The 18333-nt window shown below is 42.4% G+C and carries 20 protein-coding genes; 2 read left to right on the forward strand and 18 right to left on the reverse strand.

What is annotated here, in order from left to right; translation table 11 throughout:
- Positions 1–75: 75 nt before the first annotated feature.
- Both SB658_RS12850 and SB658_RS12855 read left to right on the forward strand, forming a co-directional pair.
- Entirely contained in the window at positions 76–645 is a 570-nt protein-coding gene (locus SB658_RS12850) for a TetR/AcrR family transcriptional regulator (RefSeq protein WP_029725984.1), read from the forward strand.
- 30 nt (positions 646–675) lie between these two features.
- Positions 676–2010: an MFS transporter gene (locus SB658_RS12855; RefSeq protein WP_029725985.1), complete on the forward strand. Its 1335-nt coding sequence runs from the start codon at positions 676–678 to the stop codon at positions 2008–2010.
- Between the two features lie 47 nt (positions 2011–2057).
- Here SB658_RS12855 and minJ read toward each other — a convergent pair whose 3' ends face one another.
- The 18 genes from minJ to fliW all read right to left on the reverse strand — a co-directional run bounded on the left by minJ (position 2058) and on the right by fliW (position 18316).
- Complete coding sequence (gene minJ / locus SB658_RS12860) at positions 2058–3251, reverse strand: cell division topological determinant MinJ (protein WP_046160900.1); 1194 nt, start codon at positions 3249–3251, stop codon at positions 2058–2060.
- A 78-nt stretch (positions 3252–3329) separates the two neighbouring features.
- Entirely contained in the window at positions 3330–3683 is a 354-nt protein-coding gene (gene swrA / locus SB658_RS12865) for a swarming motility protein SwrAA (protein WP_015251121.1), read from the reverse strand.
- Between the two features lie 383 nt (positions 3684–4066).
- Positions 4067–5509, reverse strand: a complete 1443-nt coding sequence (gene ctpB, locus SB658_RS12870; protein WP_003228041.1) for a carboxy-terminal processing protease CtpB — start codon at positions 5507–5509, stop codon at positions 4067–4069.
- 139 nt (positions 5510–5648) lie between these two features.
- A complete protein-coding gene (ftsX, locus tag SB658_RS12875; protein ID WP_015251119.1) occupies positions 5649–6539 on the reverse strand; it encodes a permease-like cell division protein FtsX in 891 nt (296 codons plus the stop codon).
- Positions 6532–7218: a cell division ATP-binding protein FtsE gene (ftsE, locus tag SB658_RS12880; protein ID WP_014481035.1), complete on the reverse strand. Its 687-nt coding sequence runs from the start codon at positions 7216–7218 to the stop codon at positions 6532–6534. The genes ftsX and ftsE overlap by 8 nt, the downstream gene beginning before the upstream one ends.
- A 234-nt stretch (positions 7219–7452) precedes the next feature.
- Positions 7453–7791, reverse strand: coding sequence for a cytochrome c551 (cccB, locus tag SB658_RS12885; protein ID WP_003242725.1), 339 nt, complete (start codon positions 7789–7791; stop codon positions 7453–7455).
- 48 nt (positions 7792–7839) lie between these two features.
- Entirely contained in the window at positions 7840–8685 is an 846-nt protein-coding gene (locus tag SB658_RS12890; RefSeq protein ID WP_049140380.1) for a YitT family protein, read from the reverse strand.
- 166 nt (positions 8686–8851) lie between these two features.
- Positions 8852–9953, reverse strand: a protein-coding gene (prfB, locus tag SB658_RS12895; RefSeq protein WP_010886623.1) for a peptide chain release factor 2 whose coding sequence is annotated in 2 segments (ribosomal slippage) — positions 8852–9880 and positions 9882–9953 — 1101 coding nt in all. Because the reading frame shifts where the segments join, the coding sequence is not laid out codon by codon here.
- Between the two features lie 69 nt (positions 9954–10022).
- On the reverse strand, positions 10023–12548 hold the full coding sequence (gene secA, locus SB658_RS12900; RefSeq protein WP_003228033.1) for a preprotein translocase subunit SecA: 2526 nt from the start codon (positions 12546–12548) through the stop codon (positions 10023–10025).
- 167 nt (positions 12549–12715) lie between these two features.
- Positions 12716–13285 carry a ribosome hibernation promotion factor gene (hpf, locus tag SB658_RS12905; protein ID WP_003228031.1) on the reverse strand — a complete coding sequence of 190 codons (570 nt, stop codon included), beginning with the start codon at positions 13283–13285 and terminating at the stop codon, positions 12716–12718.
- Between the two features lie 190 nt (positions 13286–13475).
- Positions 13476–13853 carry a DUF8042 domain-containing protein gene (locus tag SB658_RS12910; protein ID WP_003244377.1) on the reverse strand — a complete coding sequence of 126 codons (378 nt, stop codon included), beginning with the start codon at positions 13851–13853 and terminating at the stop codon, positions 13476–13478.
- A gap of 9 nt (positions 13854–13862) precedes the next feature.
- Positions 13863–14204 carry a flagella biosynthesis regulatory protein FliT gene (fliT, locus tag SB658_RS12915; RefSeq protein ID WP_014481040.1) on the reverse strand — a complete coding sequence of 114 codons (342 nt, stop codon included), beginning with the start codon at positions 14202–14204 and terminating at the stop codon, positions 13863–13865.
- Positions 14201–14602, reverse strand: a complete 402-nt coding sequence (fliS, locus tag SB658_RS12920; protein ID WP_014481041.1) for a flagellar export chaperone FliS — start codon at positions 14600–14602, stop codon at positions 14201–14203. The genes fliT and fliS overlap by 4 nt, the downstream gene beginning before the upstream one ends.
- Positions 14603–14623: 21 nt before the next feature.
- Positions 14624–16120: a flagellar hook-associated protein 2 gene (locus tag SB658_RS12925; protein ID WP_014481042.1), complete on the reverse strand. Its 1497-nt coding sequence runs from the start codon at positions 16118–16120 to the stop codon at positions 14624–14626.
- A 17-nt stretch (positions 16121–16137) separates the two neighbouring features.
- On the reverse strand, positions 16138–16467 hold the full coding sequence (gene flaG / locus SB658_RS12930) for a flagellar protein FlaG (protein WP_021480710.1): 330 nt from the start codon (positions 16465–16467) through the stop codon (positions 16138–16140).
- 233 nt (positions 16468–16700) lie between these two features.
- A complete protein-coding gene (gene hag / locus SB658_RS12935) occupies positions 16701–17522 on the reverse strand; it encodes a flagellin Hag (RefSeq protein WP_029725988.1) in 822 nt (273 codons plus the stop codon).
- Positions 17523–17666: 144 nt separating this feature from the next.
- Positions 17667–17891, reverse strand: coding sequence for a carbon storage regulator CsrA (gene csrA, locus SB658_RS12940; protein WP_033884178.1), 225 nt, complete (start codon positions 17889–17891; stop codon positions 17667–17669).
- A complete protein-coding gene (gene fliW, locus SB658_RS12945) occupies positions 17885–18316 on the reverse strand; it encodes a flagellar assembly protein FliW (RefSeq protein WP_003228007.1) in 432 nt (143 codons plus the stop codon). The genes csrA and fliW overlap by 7 nt, the downstream gene beginning before the upstream one ends.
- Positions 18317–18333: the final 17 nt, after the last annotated feature.

An 18333-nucleotide genomic window follows, 5' to 3' on the forward strand; every position in this document is an offset into this window, starting at 1 on the left:
TGCGTCCCCCTCTTTCTTATACAAGCGGGGCGGGTGTATACTTGTCCTGCCAGTATACTCGTGAGGTGAAACGTATTGAGACCGACAAACAAGAGAATCCTTGACGCTGCCATGCAGCTGCTCGTCAAAAAAGGATATCGCGCAACGACTACAAAAGAAATTGCAGAAAAAGCAAATGTAAGTGAAGCGACGATTTTCAGGAACTTTAAAAACAAACAAGGACTAGTTGAGGCTTTGCTTTCTCAGCATTCTTCAAACAGAGGCAGCATTTTGGAACAAACAGAAGGGGATTTGTACAAAGACCTGCTTCATATCGGAACCTGTCTCTTGGAGGAGCTCGAACATAGAAAAGATATCATTAAAATCAGCTTTCGTGAACCGGCCATGTTTCAGGATGTCATTAACCACGTCACTGAATATCCCCAATCTATGAAACAGCTATTGGTTGATTATCTCAAAACGATGGGTGAGAAAGGGGTTATTCAGACAAGAAATGAAGCGGAGCATGCCGACGTGTTCATGTCGATTATCTTCGGTTATTTCATTCACCGTCTCCACTTAGGAGACCGGGTCATATCAATGCCCCAGGAAAAAATGCTGGAGCATAGCACAGCTCTATTTGTCAAAGGAATTTCTGCTGATTAACTCCTTGGCATAATAAAAAGGAGGATCCCAATGAGCTCAAGAAAAGAATGGGCGCTGATCGTCTCGCTATTATTGGGGGCCATTCTGGTTCCCATTAACTCAACGATGATCGCGGTCGCGCTCTCATCTATTTCCCATACGTATAACGAGTCCATCGCAAGCATCACTTGGGTGGTTACCGTTTATTTAATCGTGATGGCAGTCACACAGCCGATTGCAGGAAAGCTCGGTGACATGTACGGTAATAAAACAATGTACTTATGGGGAGTCGGCCTTTTTCTAATCGCATCTCTAGGCTGCGCCCTTTCACCGAGTCTGCTCCTGTTAATTGTCTTTCGGGCATTGCAGGCTGTCGGCGGGGCATTGCTTACGCCAAACAGCATTGCCATTATCCGGCATGTTGTTTCTGAAAAACGCCTACCGAAAGTGTTTGGATTTTTCGGACTGGGTGCGGGACTTGGTGCAGCACTCGGGCCTTTTATCGGCTCTATACTGATTGACAGCTTCAGCTGGCATTCGATTTTTTGGGTCAACATCCCGTTCCTCGCCATTGCTTTATTTACGGCATTAACGATGTTTCCTCAATATAAAGAAAATAAATCTGACGCGCCGCTGGATATCATCGGCTCTCTCTTGCTTGCAGGCAGCATCGTTTCCATTATCCTGCTGACGAAAAATGAGGCTCCATGGGGATATGCGGTATACAGTGTATTGATACTTCTTTTTGTTCCGCTTTTTTTCAGAAGAGAAAAACGTACCCAGCACCCCATCATTGACTTTGCACTGTTTAAAAGCTCAACCTTTACAAATGCGAATCTATCAGTCTTGTTAAGCAATTTGATGATGTATGCCGTCTTATTGATTATGCCGTTATTTATGACGAACCAATTTGGGCTTAATACGTCTAACAGCGGGATGGCGCTTTCTGTATTTTCGATCTTCATGTCAGCCAGCAACTGGGTGGGCGCGCAGCTCCATCACAAATGGGGAGCCAAAAAAATCATTTTTCTTTCATTTGCCATGATGGCTGGTGCGAATCTATTATTTTTGCTGTTAAGCAGCTCGCATTCTGTCTTATTCCTCATGCTCTCTCTTATCCTTGGCGGGCTCGCTTCCGGAGTCGGTCTGACCAGCATGCAGGTGTCATCCCTTGCCACAGTAGACCCCGGAATGTCAGGAGTGGCATCCGGGATTTTCTCGACCTTCCGTTATTTCGGAAGCATCATTTCATCAGCCTTAATTGGCCTGATTTCGGGATATCACATCCTATTTATGATTCTCTTTGCTGTATCCATCATCGGCGTTTTTGTTTCATTGGGCATCAAATCTGATGAAACGGCACGGATAGAAAAAAACTCAGCGTAACACAAAACAGCCCGGCATCGCATCTTCCTGCGGTGCCGGGCTGCCTTTTATGATCCAGAAGCGACTGCTTCGTCTTCACGGTCATCCTTTACGAAGAGGATGCCCAATTCATGATGTTCTCCTTCATAAGAAGCTCGCTGGTCAAAACGAATTTCTCCATTCAAACCGATAATTTCAAGCTTCACATATGCACGGTTATGCTGAAGCGCTTCATAGAAATCAGAAACATTCTTAACCGGTATGCCATTGACTTTCGTTATGATTTCCCCGATTTTCAATTCCAGGTCCTCAGCCGGCGTATTGGGGATAATCCCAAGCACCATTAAGCCCTGATCCCTTTTCGAGAAATAAAACGGAGCCGCGTTATCATTCACTCTTTGCTTTATGGACAGAAAAATGCGCCCTAACAAAGCAGTACAGACCGCTGCCCCCGCAAGCGGCGTCCACAGTAAGCTCGCTGCACCGAGAACTGCGACGGCAAGACCGAGAATACAAACGCGTTTCGCTGTGATCCTTATACTCGTTTCAGGCAGCGATCCCTGTACCCTTTGTCCAAATCCGACAAAGTAAGGAATCCATAGAAAATGGAATGAGCTGCCGGGAACCGTAAACACGGGCCACCAGCTAAGGTGCGATTCTAAACCATTACCGGGCACGAGAAGGAACAGCGGCAAAAGCCAAACCCGGTTTGCCAGCTGCTGTCCGATCGGCAAACCGCGGCTGCTTACGACAAGCGCCGGTGATGTTCTCACATGCGCAGAACGATAAGCAACCGCTCCTTCAGTGATAATCAGCAAACCTAGAAACACAGCTACAGCCGGCCAAACAACTGCAAATCCTTGCGGAAATCTCTCCAGAAAGGGCTCCGCCTGATATATTTGCAGTCCAAAACCTATCAGCATACTCACACTGACGATATATGCAGCAGACATCCAGTTTGCGCGAAGAGTGAACGCTGCCGCTGCAGTGATAACGGCAATAATCGCAAGTAAACCGAGAGGAATCGATATTCCGAGTCCACCTAAAATAACTGACAAAAGAAGACCTGGAATCAGTCCCTTTGTATATGTAAATTTCAGATCATCATAAATATCTGCTATTCTTGTATGAAAGGTTTTTCGTTCCCGTTTGATTCTTACATAGCCGAAAGCCAGGGTTATGATGATAAAAAACCAGAAAAGCGGGTGTAAGAAGAACAGGCCCGCGCTTTTTAACAGTTCAATTCCCCATTGAACAGACACTATCTCTCACCGCCTCAAGCCAAACATGTTACTTATATTCTATCAAATATTAAATGGCTTGGATATCCTCAGGAGAGTTTATCTCTCTTGCGTCATCCACAGCGTGACATTCGATAGTGAAAAATCCTTTAAATAGTGGTTTACATCCACATCCAATAACCCGCTGATTAGATGCATCGACCTTTTTATATCTGTCAGATTAATTCCTAATCGCTTATGATTTTTCATTAAGTAGTTAAAATAATGTTTGGCGCATTCCTCATTAATGTCATTTACTGATTCGACATTGGTGTAATTGACCAAATATCTGCTGAACAGCATAAGAAGACTTAGTGCTTTTGTAGCTGAAAATGTTACGTCTTGTGTTCTGTCTTTTAATTGTTCCACTAATTCATAATATTTTTTTTCACGCACAATACTTGCCCTCTTCAATTGTGAACCCCCATTTTCTTTATACAGATAAGCACGGGCCAGTATAAGCAGCAGTACTGGAGTGCTAACAAGCATTCTCGCTAACGTTACTCTTTAAATACCTGTCGTTCAGCTGCCATTAACCTGATTACTGTTCTTTTTAGAACCTTCTTATATTGTATGAAGTAAACAAAGACTAGGCAACTTGCAAAAGTTTCATTTTAAATGCATATTAACTCGTTAGAAAGTCTCTCTCATATATTGATATCGGGTAATAACAGTCCTTTATAAATGTTTATTTGTGAAAATTTTTTTAATTTCTTGTCAAAAACTCATTTTTTATGTGACTTATGATCTATAATCTCTTTAAGCACAAAGAAACAGGAGATGGAATACCATCTCCTTTAATTGACAAATAATGATTTCAATGCTGTTTGAAGCTGCAAATCATTTTTTTCATCTGATTTTTTCTTTTCTATCTGCTGATTTAATGTCTCTGCAGTGCGAGTGTCGATCACACCGGTTTTATTCAGCTTGTTTTGATCCTGAAAAGCCATAACCGCTTTTTTCATGTCTTTGCTGAAATAGCCATCCTCACGTCCCGGATCAAAGCTGAGACCTTTTAACAATACCTGCGCATGCTTGACGTCTTCATTGTTCATGTCCACTTTAAGCGGCTCTTTCAGCTGTAAAGGCCCGGCGGAAAAATAATCGGGCTGCTTAATCGCAATGGTCGGTTCAATTCCTTTCTTATGAATCCAGTTTCCATTTGGCGTCAGCCACTTGTAAAGCGTTAATTTGATGTTGCTGCCGTCCCCCATTGGCACAGCCTGTTGAACCGTTCCCTTTCCAAAAGACGTATCGCCTACAACATCATAATGGCCAGCTTCCTTTAATGCACCGGCAAGAATTTCTGATGCAGAGGCACTTCCTTTATCCGTAATCACATTGACAGGGTACGCTTTTTTATGGGTCAATGTTGAAAAATAACGTTTTTTATCCCCATTGCGTTCAGCAATCTGAATATACGGCTGATCCTTTGTAACGAAATGCTTAAGAATTTCTTCCACACTTTGAAGATATCCGCCCGGGTTGCCGCGTACATCAATGACAAGTCCTTCTATTTCTTTTTTCTCAAGCTCCCTCAGCGCTTTTGCAAAATCCTCTGCGGTGTGCTCAGAAAAAGTAGAGATGGCAATATATCCAACAGAATGCCCCTGTACTTTTTTCTCTGATGCAAAAACCGTTTCGAGTGGAATCTCAGCTCTCTTGATCCGGAATGACAGCTGCTTCTTCGTTCCAGGCCGCTGAATCTTCATTGAAACGCTGGACCCTTTTTTTCCTCTTATTTTTAACACAGCGTGGTTTAAATCCTTGCCGGCCATCGATTCTCCATTGATGCTGATAATTTCATCATTAGGCTTCAACCCGGCTTTTTCCGCTGGCGATTTCTTGAATGGAGAAACAATAATAATTTTGCCGTCTTCCATGCCAACCTCAGCCCCGATGCCTTCAAATGAGGAATCAAGAGAATCAGAAAATTGCTTAGCTGTCTGCTTATCCATGTAAACAGAATAAGGATCATTTAGCGTAGACAGCATTCCCTGGATGGCTCCCTCGAGCAGCTTTTCTCTATCTACTTTTTCTACGTACTCATTCGAAATTAACTCATACGCTTTTTCGATTTTGTCCATAGCTTTATCCCGTTCAGAGTCAGCTTGTGCCGTCGCGGGAACTGCTGCAGTCTGGGGCTTATCCATCTCAAGCAGGTTGATTCCCGCATATACACCGGCGCCTCCGAACAGCATGCTCCCTGCTGCTATCACAGCCATTATTTTTTGATTCATCCTTTACTCCTCCTGTATGCCAGACTGTCTTTACCAAAACCTAGAGATAGTATATGTAAAGGATGGAGATTTCATGTAATCATAGAAGAAAAAGAAGGCAAATGAAAAGCCGTCCCGAAAGCGGAACGGCTTTTTCACTTTATACTCGCAAAAACTTGCGGATGGAAGTCAGACTTCCCCATACTCCAATTACTGCGCCGATTGCAATCAGCACTAGCGAAACTTGGAATACAAATGGATTATAAGGAAGAAGAGAGACAAATGATCCTTGAACCTTTGGAACGACCCATCCGATGACGTATTGGTAAGTGCTCAGCACCAGTGCAATCGGAATCACAGAACCGAATACGCCTAGCAGCAATCCTTCAAGGAAAAACGGCCAGCGGATAAACCAGTTTGTCGCGCCGACAAGCTTCATGATTTCAATTTCTTTTCTTCTTGCGAAAATTGTAATTTTAATGGTGTTGGAAATTAAGAACATCGCCGTAAATACCAGGCCGATAATTAACGCGATTCCAATGTTGCGGGAAACGCCGACCACTTTAAACAAACGGCTGACCTCTTCTTTTCCATAAGTGACTTTATAAACATGATCCATTTTTTCGATCTTTTTCGCCACGTTCGGCGTATCATGCGGATCTGTCGTTTTGACGACAAACGCATCATTAAGCGGGTTTTCCTGATCCTTCATTGTCAGGGATTTTCCGCTGTCACCAAAACTGTCAACCAGCTGGTCAAGCTCTTTTTCTTTAGATGAAAAAGTGACACTCTGAATGCCCTTCAGTTCCTTAATATCGTTCTGAAGCTTGTCCTGTGCCTTCTGATCTGCAGTCAGATCAACCAGCACTTTGATTTCAACTTGTTTTTCAGCATTCGTGGCCATGTTATTCAAATTCAGCATAATCACTAAAAACACGCCGACTAAAATCAGCGTAACGGTTACAGCACTAATGGATGCAAATGTCATCCATGTGTTTCTCCCGAGAGATTTAAAACTCTCACGCAAGTGGCGCCCGAGAATTTTAATCATATGAACCATACTCCCCTCTTGACTCATCACGCACAATGATACCATCTTCGATTGCAATGACACGTTTCTTCATGGTGTTTACGATTTCTTTATTATGTGTCGCCATCACGACTGTTGTCCCGCGGTTATTAACTTCCTCCAGCGTCTTCATGACTTCCCAGGACGTATCCGGATCAAGGTTTCCTGTCGGTTCATCAGCAATGACAACATCAGGGTTGTTCACAATTGATCTGGCAATAGATACACGCTGCTGCTCCCCGCCTGAAAGCTGGTCAGGAAATTGTCGCGCTTTATGCTTCAGCTGCACGAGATCAAGCACTTCAAGCACCCGTTTCTTAATAACAGACGGCTGTTCTCCAATCACTTCAAGGGCAAATGCCACATTTTCAAAAACAGTAAGTTTCGGAAGAAGCTTGAAATCCTGAAAGACAACGCCTATTTTTCGGCGCACGAAAGGAATCTCTTTTTCTTTAATTGTCGCGAGATCTTTATGATTGATTAAAATTTGTCCTTTTGTCGGTTTTTCTTCTCTGTAAATCATTTTAATAAAAGTAGATTTACCTGCTCCGCTCGGACCAACAACATACACAAACTCGCCGGGATGAATGGTAACAGAAATCCCATTGAGCGCTTTTACGCCGTTCGGATAGGCTTTATATACTTCCTTCATCTCTATCATGAAATCACCTAATCTTTTTATATCATTTTATCTATCACACGGTCATACTCTTCGAATGCATTCGACAATTTATGACCCATTCATTTGTAAAAAGATGAAAAATCTGAAAGTTCCCTTTTTCAATACACTTCATTATACGTCAAATTTAGACATAATACTATTACAGTTTCTTTTCATTCATATTGTCAAGGCATAAAAACATCCTTGCCGGCACTCGGCAAGGATGTTTTTATCTTACTTTTTTTCTGACAGCCATTTGGCAATAACAGCGGCTTCGTTATCATCTACAAGCCCCTTTGGCATATTGCCGCGGCCGTTTTTAATAATGCTTTCAATTTTGTGTTCATCGTATTTGCCTCCGACCTCTTGGAGATTAGGCCCTGACACACCTTCTAAATCCTTGCCGTGGCAGCCTACGCAGCTTTGCTGATATAATTCTTCCCCTTCAGATGCAGTGGCTTCCGTCTTGCTGCCAGTGTCTGTCTTCTCTTCTTTTGCATCGTTTGATCCGCAGGCAGCCAACAGAACAGAAAGCGCAAATCCAATCATTAGTATCGATAACTTTGATTTCATGTTGAGAAGCACAACTCCTTTACGATCTCTTCCATATTATAACCTCGTTTAAGCGCGTTTGAAACCCTCGCCCAGCACCTCGCTCGCGTCTGCTACAATTACAAAAGCTGACTCATCAATCTGTTTGACGATTTGTTTCAATTTGGTGAATTCAGTTTGCCCAACCACGCACATTAAAATCGGACGGTCATCGTCAGTATATCCGCCGACTGCAGAGATTTTTGTCACGCCTCTGTCAATCTTCTGTAAGACAGCCTCCTTGACAGCCTGCTCCTGCTTTGTAATGATGAGCGCCATTTTTGAACGATTAAAGCCGACTTGCACAACATCAATGGTTTTGCTGGATACATAGACGCCAAGCATGGCATATAAGCCTTGCTCAATATTAAATACAATCATAGCCGTAACAACGATCATTCCGTCAATGATGGCGAGACACTTCCCCAATGACAGACCGGAGTACTTATGAATGATCTGTGCAGCCAAGGCTGTTCCTCCCGTCGATCCTTTCCCTAAGTACACAATACCAATTCCGATACCTATCCCGACACCGCCAAAAATCGCCGCCAGGAGTTCATGATGAGTGGCGGGCTGAATATCCCTTGTCAGAAACACTACTAGCGGCAAAAACACAGAACCTGCAAGCGTCTTTAGTCCAAATTTCCCGCCGAGCAAAATGACGCCAGCAATAAATAAAGGGATATTAATAATCCACTGTACATACGCTGCTTCAAAACCATATGATTGTAAAATCGTACTGATCCCGCTGACACCGCCGGCGGCAATCTTGTTCGGAAGCAAAAATACATTAAAGGACACGGCCGTAATCGCTGCTCCTAACAATATGTATACATAATCCCGCAAAATCCACAATGCTTTATTCCGTACGTCCATCATATATCCTCCGTTTCTTCCAATGCTCTCCGATAGCATTTTAATCCTTCCCTGATTAGATGTAAATAACACCCAAATACAGTGGTAATATGCTAAAGCAGCAGTGAAATCAAGGATATAAGGAATAAAAAAAACACACCCGTATGCATCAGGTGTGTTTTTCAGCTTATGAAAGCTTAGAACGCAGGTAGGCATCAATGAACGTATCAATGTCACCATCCATTACAGCTTGAACGTTCCCCATTTCTGTATTGGTCCGATGGTCTTTTACCATGGAATACGGATGGAATACATAAGAACGGATTTGGCTGCCCCAGCCGATTTCTTTTTGTTCACCGCGAATTTCATCCAGTTCAGCCTGCTGCTCTTCAATTCTGCGCTGATACAGCTTGGCCTTCAGCATTTTCATGGCTCTTTCACGGTTTTTAATTTGTGAGCGCTCCGTTTGGCATGTCACAACTACGTTCGTCGGCAAGTGAGTAATCCGAACGGCTGAATCCGTCGTATTGACGTGCTGTCCGCCCGCGCCGCTTGCACGGTACGTGTCAACTTTAATATCCTCCGTACGAATATCAATATCAATTTCATCGTTAAATTCAGGCATGACTTCACATGAAACGAAAGATGTGTGGCGGCGGCCTGATGAATCAAATGGTGAGATCCGCACAAGACGATGGACACCTTTTTCTGCTTTGAGATACCCGTAAGCGTTATGTCCTTTGATGAGCAATGTCACTGACTTGATTCCAGCCTCGTCACCTGGAAGGTAATCGAGTGTTTCTACTTTAAAGCCGCGGCGCTCTCCCCATCTTGTATACATTCTAAGAAGCATAGAGCCCCAGTCCTGTGACTCTGTACCGCCAGCACCAGGGTGCAGTTCTAAAATCGCGTTATTTTTATCATACGGCTCGCTGAGAAGAAGCTGAAGCTCAAACTCATTGAACTCTTTTGTTAATGATTTTAGTTCTTTTTCAAGCTCAAGCTGGAGATCAGTGTCCGGCTCTTCTTTCAAAAGATCATGAGTCATTTGTAATTCTTCGTGGGATTCATTCAATTTTTTATACGAATTGACATAATCCTTTAAACCGTTTGCTTCATTTATAACCGTTTGAGCTTTTTGCTGATCATTCCAGAATTCCGGATCAGCCATTTGTTCATCTAGCTCAGCAATGCGGGCCTCCTTTGATTCGAGGTCAAAGAGACCCCCTAAAGTCCGCTAAACGAGAAGCCATATTTTCGAGCTCTGCTCTGATTTCTGATAATTCCATTTCATTCACCTCATTAAAAGATCCGCAGGCGCCTGCAGGCGCCGCGGTCAGTAAACTTGCCGGGGCGAACTATTCAGTACGGCCGCAGCAATTTTTATATTTTTTCCCGCTTCCGCAGTGGCATGGGGCATTTCGTCCGATATCAACCACTTTGCGAACCGGTGCTTTCTTTGCTTTTTTGTTATCGTCGCCTTCTTGCGGCTGATGAGCTGTTGTTTGGCCTTGTACAACCTCTTCACGCTCCAGATTGTTTTCAATCTCAGCTTTCATCACAAATTTTGCGACTTCGTCCTCAATTGATTCAATCATATGCTCAAACATCGCAAAGCCTTCCATTTGATACTCACGAAGCGGGTTCGTCTGCGCGTAAGCACGAAGGTGAATCCCTTGGCGGAGCTGATCCATCGCATCAATATGATCCATCCATTTAGAATCAACGGCACGAAGAACGATAACTTTTTCGAATTCGCGCATTTGCTCTTTTCCGAATTGCTCTTCCTTCTCATTATATTTTGTGATGATGCGATCCATAATGAGCTCAAGCATTTCATCCGGTTCTTTCCCGAAGATATCGCTCTTCTCAAGCGCACCTTCATCAAGATAAGTTGTGTTGATAAGATCAACTAGACCGTCAAGCTTCCACTCCTCAGGAAGCTCTTCTCTTGGCGTATAGGCTGCAATTGCGCGTTCGAGAGAAGACTTGATCATATTTTCAACGATTTCACGCAGGTTTTCAGAGTCAATGACTTCAAAGCGCTGCTTATAAATGACCTCACGCTGCTGGCGGAGAACATCATCATATTGCAGAAGCTGTTTACGCGAATCGAAGTTATTGCCTTCGACACGTTTTTGTGACGATTCAACCGCGCGAGATACCATTTTGCTTTGGATTGGAGTAGAGTCGTCCATGCCGAAGCGGTCCAGCATCGCCATTGTCCGCTCAGCTCCGAATCTGCGCATCAATTCATCTTCCATAGAAAGATAAAATTGAGTAATCCCCGGGTCTCCCTGACGTCCGGAACGACCTCGAAGCTGATTGTCAATCCGGCGTGATTCATGTCGTTCTGTTCCGACAACAGCGAGTCCGCCAAGCTCTTTTACACCTTCGCCAAGCTTAATGTCCGTTCCGCGCCCCGCCATGTTAGTCGCAATCGTAACTGCGCCTTTTTGGCCGGCCTCTTCAATGATCTGCGCTTCACGTTCATGGTTTTTGGCATTTAACACTTGATGCGGAATTCCTTTGTTTTTAAGCAGCTTAGAAATCAATTCAGATGTTTCAACGGCAACCGTACCGACTAGAACAGGCTGTCCCGTCATGTAACGCTGTGCGACATCCTCCGCAACTGCCTTAAACTTTCCTTCCATCGTGCGGTAAATTAAATCCGGACGGTCATCACGGACAACAGGCCTGTTGGTAGGGATCGTGACAACCTGCATGTTGTAGATGTTGCGGAATTCTTCTTCCTCTGTCTTAGCTGTACCCGTCATACCGGCAAGTTTTTCGTACATTCGGAAGTAGTTTTGGAACGTAATCGTCGCCAAGGTCATGCTTTCGTTTTGAATCTCAAGCCCTTCCTTTGCTTCAATCGCTTGGTGAAGCCCCTCACTGTAGCGGCGGCCTTTCATCAGACGTCCCGTGAAGGAATCAACAATAACAACCTGTCCGTCTTCCACTACATAGTCAACGTCCTTTTGCATCGCAACGTGAGCTTTTAAGGCCTGGTTGATATGGTGGTTGAGCGCGACATGCTTCACATCAAAGAGGTTATCGATGCCGAACGCTTTTTCCGCCTTCGTCATTCCTTCTTCAGTAAGCTGTACAGCTTTTGTTTTGATATCGTACGTGTAATCCTTCTCCGCTTTTAACGTACGGACAAAAGCATTTGCCTGTACGTACAGCTTAGTGGATTTGGCAGCTTGTCCAGAAATGATAAGCGGTGTTCTCGCTTCATCAATTAAAATAGAGTCAACTTCATCTATTACCGCAAAATGAAGCGGGCGCTGAACCATCTGCTCTTTATAAAGAACCATATTGTCACGCAAATAGTCGAAGCCAAGCTCGTTGTTTGTGGAGTAAGTAATATCAGCGGCATAAGCTTCCCTTTTTTCGTCTTTTGACATTGAGTTTAAATTCAAACCGACAGTCAAACCGAGAAACTCGAAAATTTTCCCCATTTGCTCAGCGTCACGGCTTGCCAAGTATTCGTTGACAGTCACGACGTGTACGCCTTTACCGGTTAACGCATTTAAATAAACAGGCAAGGTAGACGTTAATGTTTTCCCTTCCCCCGTTTTCATTTCCGCTATATTTCCGTCATGAAGCGCCACGCCCCCCATGAGCTGGACTTTAAACGGAAACATGCCTGTTACGCGGCGTGAAGCTTCTCGAACAACAGCGAAAGCTTCAACAAGAAGATCATCCGTTGTCGCCCCTTTTTCAAGACGCTCTTTAAATTCAATTGTTTTATGTTTCAATGCGTCGTCAGAGAGATTTTCATAGTCTCCGCGAATCGCATCAATATCGTTAGCAATTTTTTCGTATCTATTCAGCGTACGTTTTGTTGGATCAAACATTTTATTTAAAATTCCAAGCATTTATAACGCTCCTCTATCATCACATGCCTATTTTAGAGGCATGTATAAATAATTTACTAGTCCATGTATACCTCTCATTATCATATCATACCTTTTGTTATTTCCAAAGAATTTGCAAATAAGAAAAACAAAAACCTTCCGCGGACATCACGGAAGGCTTCTCTTCATTATTCAGTCGGTTCAATTAAGCCATATTTCCCGTCATTTCTGCGGTACACGACATTTGTAAGGTTTGTTTCCGCATTTGTGAAAACAAAGAAATTATGGCCGAGCATATTCATTTGCAAGATCGCTTCTTCACTATCCATCGGCTTTAAATTAAAGCGTTTCTGACGGACGATGTCCAAGCTCTCCTCCTCTTCTATGTCATCCTGAACCGCAATATCTGTATCAGAGCCAAGACCGTTTGCCAATAAATATTTTGGAGAGCCCTGCTCACGGAATTTACGGTTTACTTTCGTTTTATGCTTACGGATTTGACGTTCCAGTTTGTTTGTTGCGAGATCAATTGCGTTGTACATATCCTCGTTATGCACCTCGGACCGAAGCGCCAGATCTGTCATCGGAATCGTAACCTCAACCTTAGACTCCTTGTCATTGTAAAACTTCAAGTTGACGTTCACATCAGCATCCACGCTATGGTCAAAATAGCGCTCCAGCTTGCCGATCTTCCTCTCGACATGATCCTTTAACGCGGGTGTCACTTCAATATTTTCTCCTCTGATGTTATAGTTCATCAAAGAACGCCTCCCTTTTATTAAGGATATGTATCTATTTCTCTTTTACCCTTTACAATTCCTGCTGAAACATAAATCTTTTGTGAAAATTCAGTGAACTTTGTCGAATTTTGTTTGTATTTGCTCTGTTATTGGCGGTTCGGAGGTATATGTATATGCTGATTGAACGAAACAAATACCTCACACACGCCTAATTGATTAAAAAGGGTTCCATACATTGATGAATAGACAGCATCCATTTTCTATAATGAATCAGAAAATGTTCCTTTAAATACTCACAGAACTCATGAGAGGGAAAAGAGAAAGAGACCAATTGATCAAACTCCGCAAAAATTTGGTCAAATGCTTTCACACAAATTTCAGCACACCGCGAATCCATAATGAAGAGAAGTGTTGAATGTGTTGAATCTAAATAAAAAAAGGCTTGGATCAGATCTTGGTAGATCCGATCCCCTTCTGTTTTTGATAAATTCTCTTCAGCCTCTATCAAATAACACAACCCTTCTTCAATGGTAAAAAGAAGATGATAATAAGCTGATAAAAGCGTATAATCTTCAATGCTCTTCAAGGCACTCACCTATTTACGCTTGTCATAATATGTGCCGTCAATCGTAATGTTGTTATAAGGGTTTAAATACGTCGTATGCATCACACGTTTTCTTTTCATCTGCTGAAGTTCTGCTGCGATTGACTGCTTCAGTCGTTCCATTTCCTTCACAATAAGCTGATCCCATGTAAGCACTAGCTTCATCTGCTTTCGCTCTTCTTCTGAAAGCGGCAGAGATATCTCCTGAATCAGTTCAGACCGTTTAGCCACAAAGTCTTCAATTTGTTTTAAAAGCTCATCGCTTTCCGGCGTATTTTGTATGTGTGACAGCATACTCTTCGTCTCAGTGTATAGTTGATCTATGTTATTCATGCGATCCCGCCTGATCCGTGCCGGTCCTTCCGTTCACTTTGAATGGCTTGTTTCCAAGCATCGCGAAAATCTGTTACATAGCCTTCAACCTCAGCCAGCATGCCCGTATCATTTTTGATATTTGCCTGTACCAATCTTCGATACATATAATCGTACATCGCACCCATGGAAGCGGAAAGCTCTATGTTACGGTTAAGTGTAAAATTTAATTCCTGAATAATATTTTGCGCTTTAATCAGATTCTCATTTTTACGTTCCATATCATCATTCTCAATGGCCTGAGAGGCAAGTCTTATAAATTTTAAACAGCCATTATACAGCATAAGCGTCAGCTCCCCGGGTGTAGCCGTATTCACTGAATTTTGCTGATAGGCTGTATATGGATTTTGGATCGCCATGTGTCATCCTCCAGATTACATTTATTGTACAAGAAGCTGTGATAAATAGGACGCTTGTTCGTTCATTTTTTGAATCGCAGAATCCATTGCACTGAATTTTGAATAATAGCGGTTTTCTATTGTGGTCAACCGGTCCTGCATTTTGGTAATATCAGTGCTGATCGTATTTAAATTTTTACCGATTGAATAATCATTGGTTCCCATTGTCGAGTTGCCGGCTTTTGCTTCAATGCTCTTCACCGTACTTTTCAGGGTGTCACCGATGCGTTTCATAATCCCTTTATCACTATAGGCGCTGCTGTTCGACCCACTTGTAAATAAAGCGGCAACGCTTTGCGGATCTTCTTGTATTTTGGCTTTCAGTTTGTCTTCATTAATCTCTAAATGTCCCCGCATTTGGTAAGCACTTGAGGTTGTTATGCCGAATTCTGTCAATTGATAGGTTTTCCCATCCGCATTAACTTGAGTATAAAAGTCAGTCCGCATTTGGTTCGTGCCAGTGCTGATGCTGGAATCATTTCTAAGCAATCCGCTTTTCGCCTTCTCCTCCCAGAGCTCTACCTCTTTATCGGACATGGCTTCTTTTTGTTCACTTGTCAACGGAGTATAGTCTCGGTATTTTTCTTCTTTCAGCTTTTCATTCAGGCTGTCAACCATTTCATTGTATTTATCTACAAACTCTTTGATTTGGTTATAAATCCCGTCAACATCAGTAGAAACAGATGTGGTAACAGGGCCTGTGGCTGCAGTTGTATTTTTAATCGAGTAAGTAACACCATTTACCGTGAAATTGTTTGTCAGCTTCTCCATTTCAAAGCCGTTAATTGTGACTTTGGCATTTGTGCCTTCTTTGTAAGCAGTGAGCTTATTATCAGCATCCAAAGAAAAACCAAGCTGACCGGACATAAAGTCAGCTGTAGCAGAGTCTGCTGCCTGTATACTGCCCCCTGCACCTGTTGCTTTAGAAGAAAACGCAATGGTTTCTACGTACTCTGTACCATTCCAAATTTTATCTTTAAAAGCTGATACTCCTAGATCTGAGCTGTTAAGTTTAGAAATCACATTATCAATCGTATCGGCGCTCGTCACACTAATGTTCACTGTTTTTGCCGTTGTCTCACCAGGCGCAACAACGTTAAATGCCAAATTATAATCGCCTTGTGTATAACCCGTATAATTGTTTGCCTTATACGTTGCTGCGGTTGCCAAGCTCGCCACTTCAACAGTAGAAGAAGAGTTTGGTGCACTTGCGCTTCCTGTAGCAGTTAACACAGACTCATTAGAGCTTGTCACAGTTTTGCTCTGATACGTGCTAGGATATGTCAACGTATTTTTAGACATATAATCTTGCAATTCTTTTATTTTTGTATTGACTTCACGATAGCTGTCACGCTGCCATTCAAGAGTCTGCTTTTTTTGCTTCAGCTTATCAAGCGGCGCTCTTTCTGTCTGCATCAGCTTTGATACAATATCATCTATATCCATTCCTGATGCCAGACCTGTTATTCTTGTGACCATCTCAAACCACTCCTATTCTACTTTTTTTCATCTACAAATAACCCAAGAAATTCAGTCATAGCCGCATAAAAATCAAGCCACCGTTTTGGTGGAATTTCGCGGATCACTTCATTTGTAGAGTCCTCTATTACTTTTACATAGTATTCATTTAACTTCTCATGAAGCTCAAACTTCAGGTGAACTTGCGAAGGTTCCAAAAGCTTGTTCATTTCCCCCACCATTTCAGCAAGATTGGTATATGAAACTTGATGAACAGGAACCTCGTTATCATTATCTTTCTGATTATGTATTTGAGTATCATAACGATCCCAAACAGGTTGTAACGTAGTGAGCCTTTCAATGTTCAATTGATCATCCCCTATGCCCCAATCTATCGTTTATATCGACTAAATGGAGATAAGATTACACATATTTTTGGAAAAAAATCTTCTGTTTTAGATTTCTTGTTTGGAAATACATTTATAAAAAGTTAGTGGAGAATCCGGTTATTATATCACGAGTTAGTGACTGCAAGGGGGAAGTATTCGGAGCTAGAAATACTAATTAAAAGACCTTGGCGTTGCCAAGGTCTTTTTTAAAATTAACGTAATAATTGAAGTACGTTTTGCGGTTGTTGGTTTGCTTGAGCCAGCATCGCTTGAGAAGCCTGAGAAAGAATGTTGTTCTTTGTGAACTCACTCATTTCTTTAGCCATGTCAACGTCACGGATACGAGACTCAGCAGCAGTTAAGTTTTCAGAAGAAGCACTAAGGTTGTTAATAGTGTGTTCTAGGCGGTTTTGTACCGCACCAAGTTTTGAACGTTGGCTTGAAACACTTGTAATTGCAGTATCGATTTTAGCGATCTCAGTGTCAAAACTAAAAGTAGCTGATGACACATCGATACCTTTTACTCCTAAAGTTGTTGCATCCATGTTGCCAATTGTAACATTAATATTTTGGGTAGCATTTGCACCGATTTGGAATGTAAAACCTGCTGTTACACTACCGTCTAAAAGTTTTTTTCCGTTAAATTCAGTACGTTGAGAAATACCATCGATCTCTTCAGTTAAAGCATCCATTTCATCTTTAATTGCAGTTAAATCTTCAGGTTGCTGTGTGCCAGTGTTACCAGCTTGAACAGTAAGTTCACGCATACGTTGAAGAATCGCATGAGTTTCAGTCAATGCACCCTCAGCTGTTTGGATAAGAGAGATTCCGTCTTGAGAGTTTTTAGAAGCCATATCAAGACCTCTGATTTGTCCTCTCATTTTTTCAGAGATCGCTAGACCCGCTGCGTCATCTCCCGCACGGTTGATACGTAGACCTGAAGAAAGTTTCTCCATGTTCTTTTGTGCTGCACCATTGTTTGAAGACAAACGGTTCAGTGTGTTAAGTGCTGCGATATTGTGGTTAATTCTCATTGTTTTGTTCCTCCCTGAATATGTTGTTTAGGCACGTCCTTGTGCCTTATTTTTGTAACTGGCGGAGTCATTTGCGCCTCCTTCCGGCTACATCATTAATATCGGATTGTCTCTGATTTTGTTAATACAAAAATAAAAAAATCCTCACTTTTTTTGTGAGGATAATGCGGAGATCACATCGCTGGATAACGCTGCTGCACGGTTATTTTCTTCCTGAATGGTCAAGTAAATTTCTTTCCTGTGAATATCAATATGCTTTGGGGCGTCAATTCCAAGCTTCACTTGATCCCCCTCAACCGCAATCACTTTTACTTCAATATCAGCACCTATTTGAATCGCTTCGCTTATTTTCCGCGATAAAACTAGCATGATTCTCCTCCAATCGGATGCTTTGTCGTATATGAGGAGTCGTGTAAAACGACTTGCTTAGCCATCATGTTCTTGCGATTCACAATAATGGGAGCCAATAAATTAGCAGTAGATTTTTCGAATGGCTCTGCCATGGTCAATATTGTCATGACTTCTACGTCTTGAATATTATCGATATCCAAAAGTTCAGCAGTTGATTCATCAAGGTCAAATTCATAATTCTTAAAAAAGATAAACGGACTTACAACGATGAACGCAAGATTTTCTGAAGTGACGGACTGCAGTGCCACGAATGGAGAGTCTTCTGAAAGCGGAAGTATGACAAATTGTTTTTCTTCTAAAAAGCCTGGAATCCCGCTTTCAAAAAGAATGATTTGTTCTTCTTTTATGTTCATTTGGCCATGGTACTTCGTATGAATGATCATTGTTCACGATCCTTTTC

Source organism: Bacillus sp. SIMBA_008 (assembly GCF_046535495.1).
GTDB lineage: Bacteria > Bacillota > Bacilli > Bacillales > Bacillaceae > Bacillus > Bacillus subtilis.

What these genes read in the sequence shown, in the direction of transcription:
- csrA (WP_033884178.1), bottom strand. Translation starts at nt 17,891, where the DNA reads ATGCTAGTTTTATCGCGGAAAATAAGCGAAGCGATTCAAATAGGTGCT.
- fliW (WP_003228007.1), bottom strand. Translation starts at nt 18,316, where the DNA reads ATGATCATTCATACGAAGTACCATGGCCAAATGAACATAAAAGAAGAA.
- SB658_RS12855 (WP_029725985.1), top strand. Translation starts at nt 676, where the DNA reads ATGAGCTCAAGAAAAGAATGGGCGCTGATCGTCTCGCTATTATTGGGG.
- secA (WP_003228033.1), bottom strand. Translation starts at nt 12,548, where the DNA reads ATGCTTGGAATTTTAAATAAAATGTTTGATCCAACAAAACGTACGCTG.
- fliT (WP_014481040.1), bottom strand. Translation starts at nt 14,204, where the DNA reads ATGAATAACATAGATCAACTATACACTGAGACGAAGAGTATGCTGTCA.
- ctpB (WP_003228041.1), bottom strand. Translation starts at nt 5,509, where the DNA reads ATGAATCAAAAAATAATGGCTGTGATAGCAGCAGGGAGCATGCTGTTC.
- hag (WP_029725988.1), bottom strand. Translation starts at nt 17,522, where the DNA reads ATGAGAATTAACCACAATATCGCAGCACTTAACACACTGAACCGTTTG.
- hpf (WP_003228031.1), bottom strand. Translation starts at nt 13,285, where the DNA reads ATGAACTATAACATCAGAGGAGAAAATATTGAAGTGACACCCGCGTTA.
- SB658_RS12890 (WP_049140380.1), bottom strand. Translation starts at nt 8,685, where the DNA reads ATGGACGTACGGAATAAAGCATTGTGGATTTTGCGGGATTATGTATAC.
- fliS (WP_014481041.1), bottom strand. Translation starts at nt 14,602, where the DNA reads ATGGCGATCCAAAATCCATATACAGCCTATCAGCAAAATTCAGTGAAT.
- ftsX (WP_015251119.1), bottom strand. Translation starts at nt 6,539, where the DNA reads ATGATTAAAATTCTCGGGCGCCACTTGCGTGAGAGTTTTAAATCTCTC.
- cccB (WP_003242725.1), bottom strand. Translation starts at nt 7,791, where the DNA reads ATGAAATCAAAGTTATCGATACTAATGATTGGATTTGCGCTTTCTGTT.
- ftsE (WP_014481035.1), bottom strand. Translation starts at nt 7,218, where the DNA reads ATGATAGAGATGAAGGAAGTATATAAAGCCTATCCGAACGGCGTAAAA.
- SB658_RS12925 (WP_014481042.1), bottom strand. Translation starts at nt 16,120, where the DNA reads ATGGTCACAAGAATAACAGGTCTGGCATCAGGAATGGATATAGATGAT.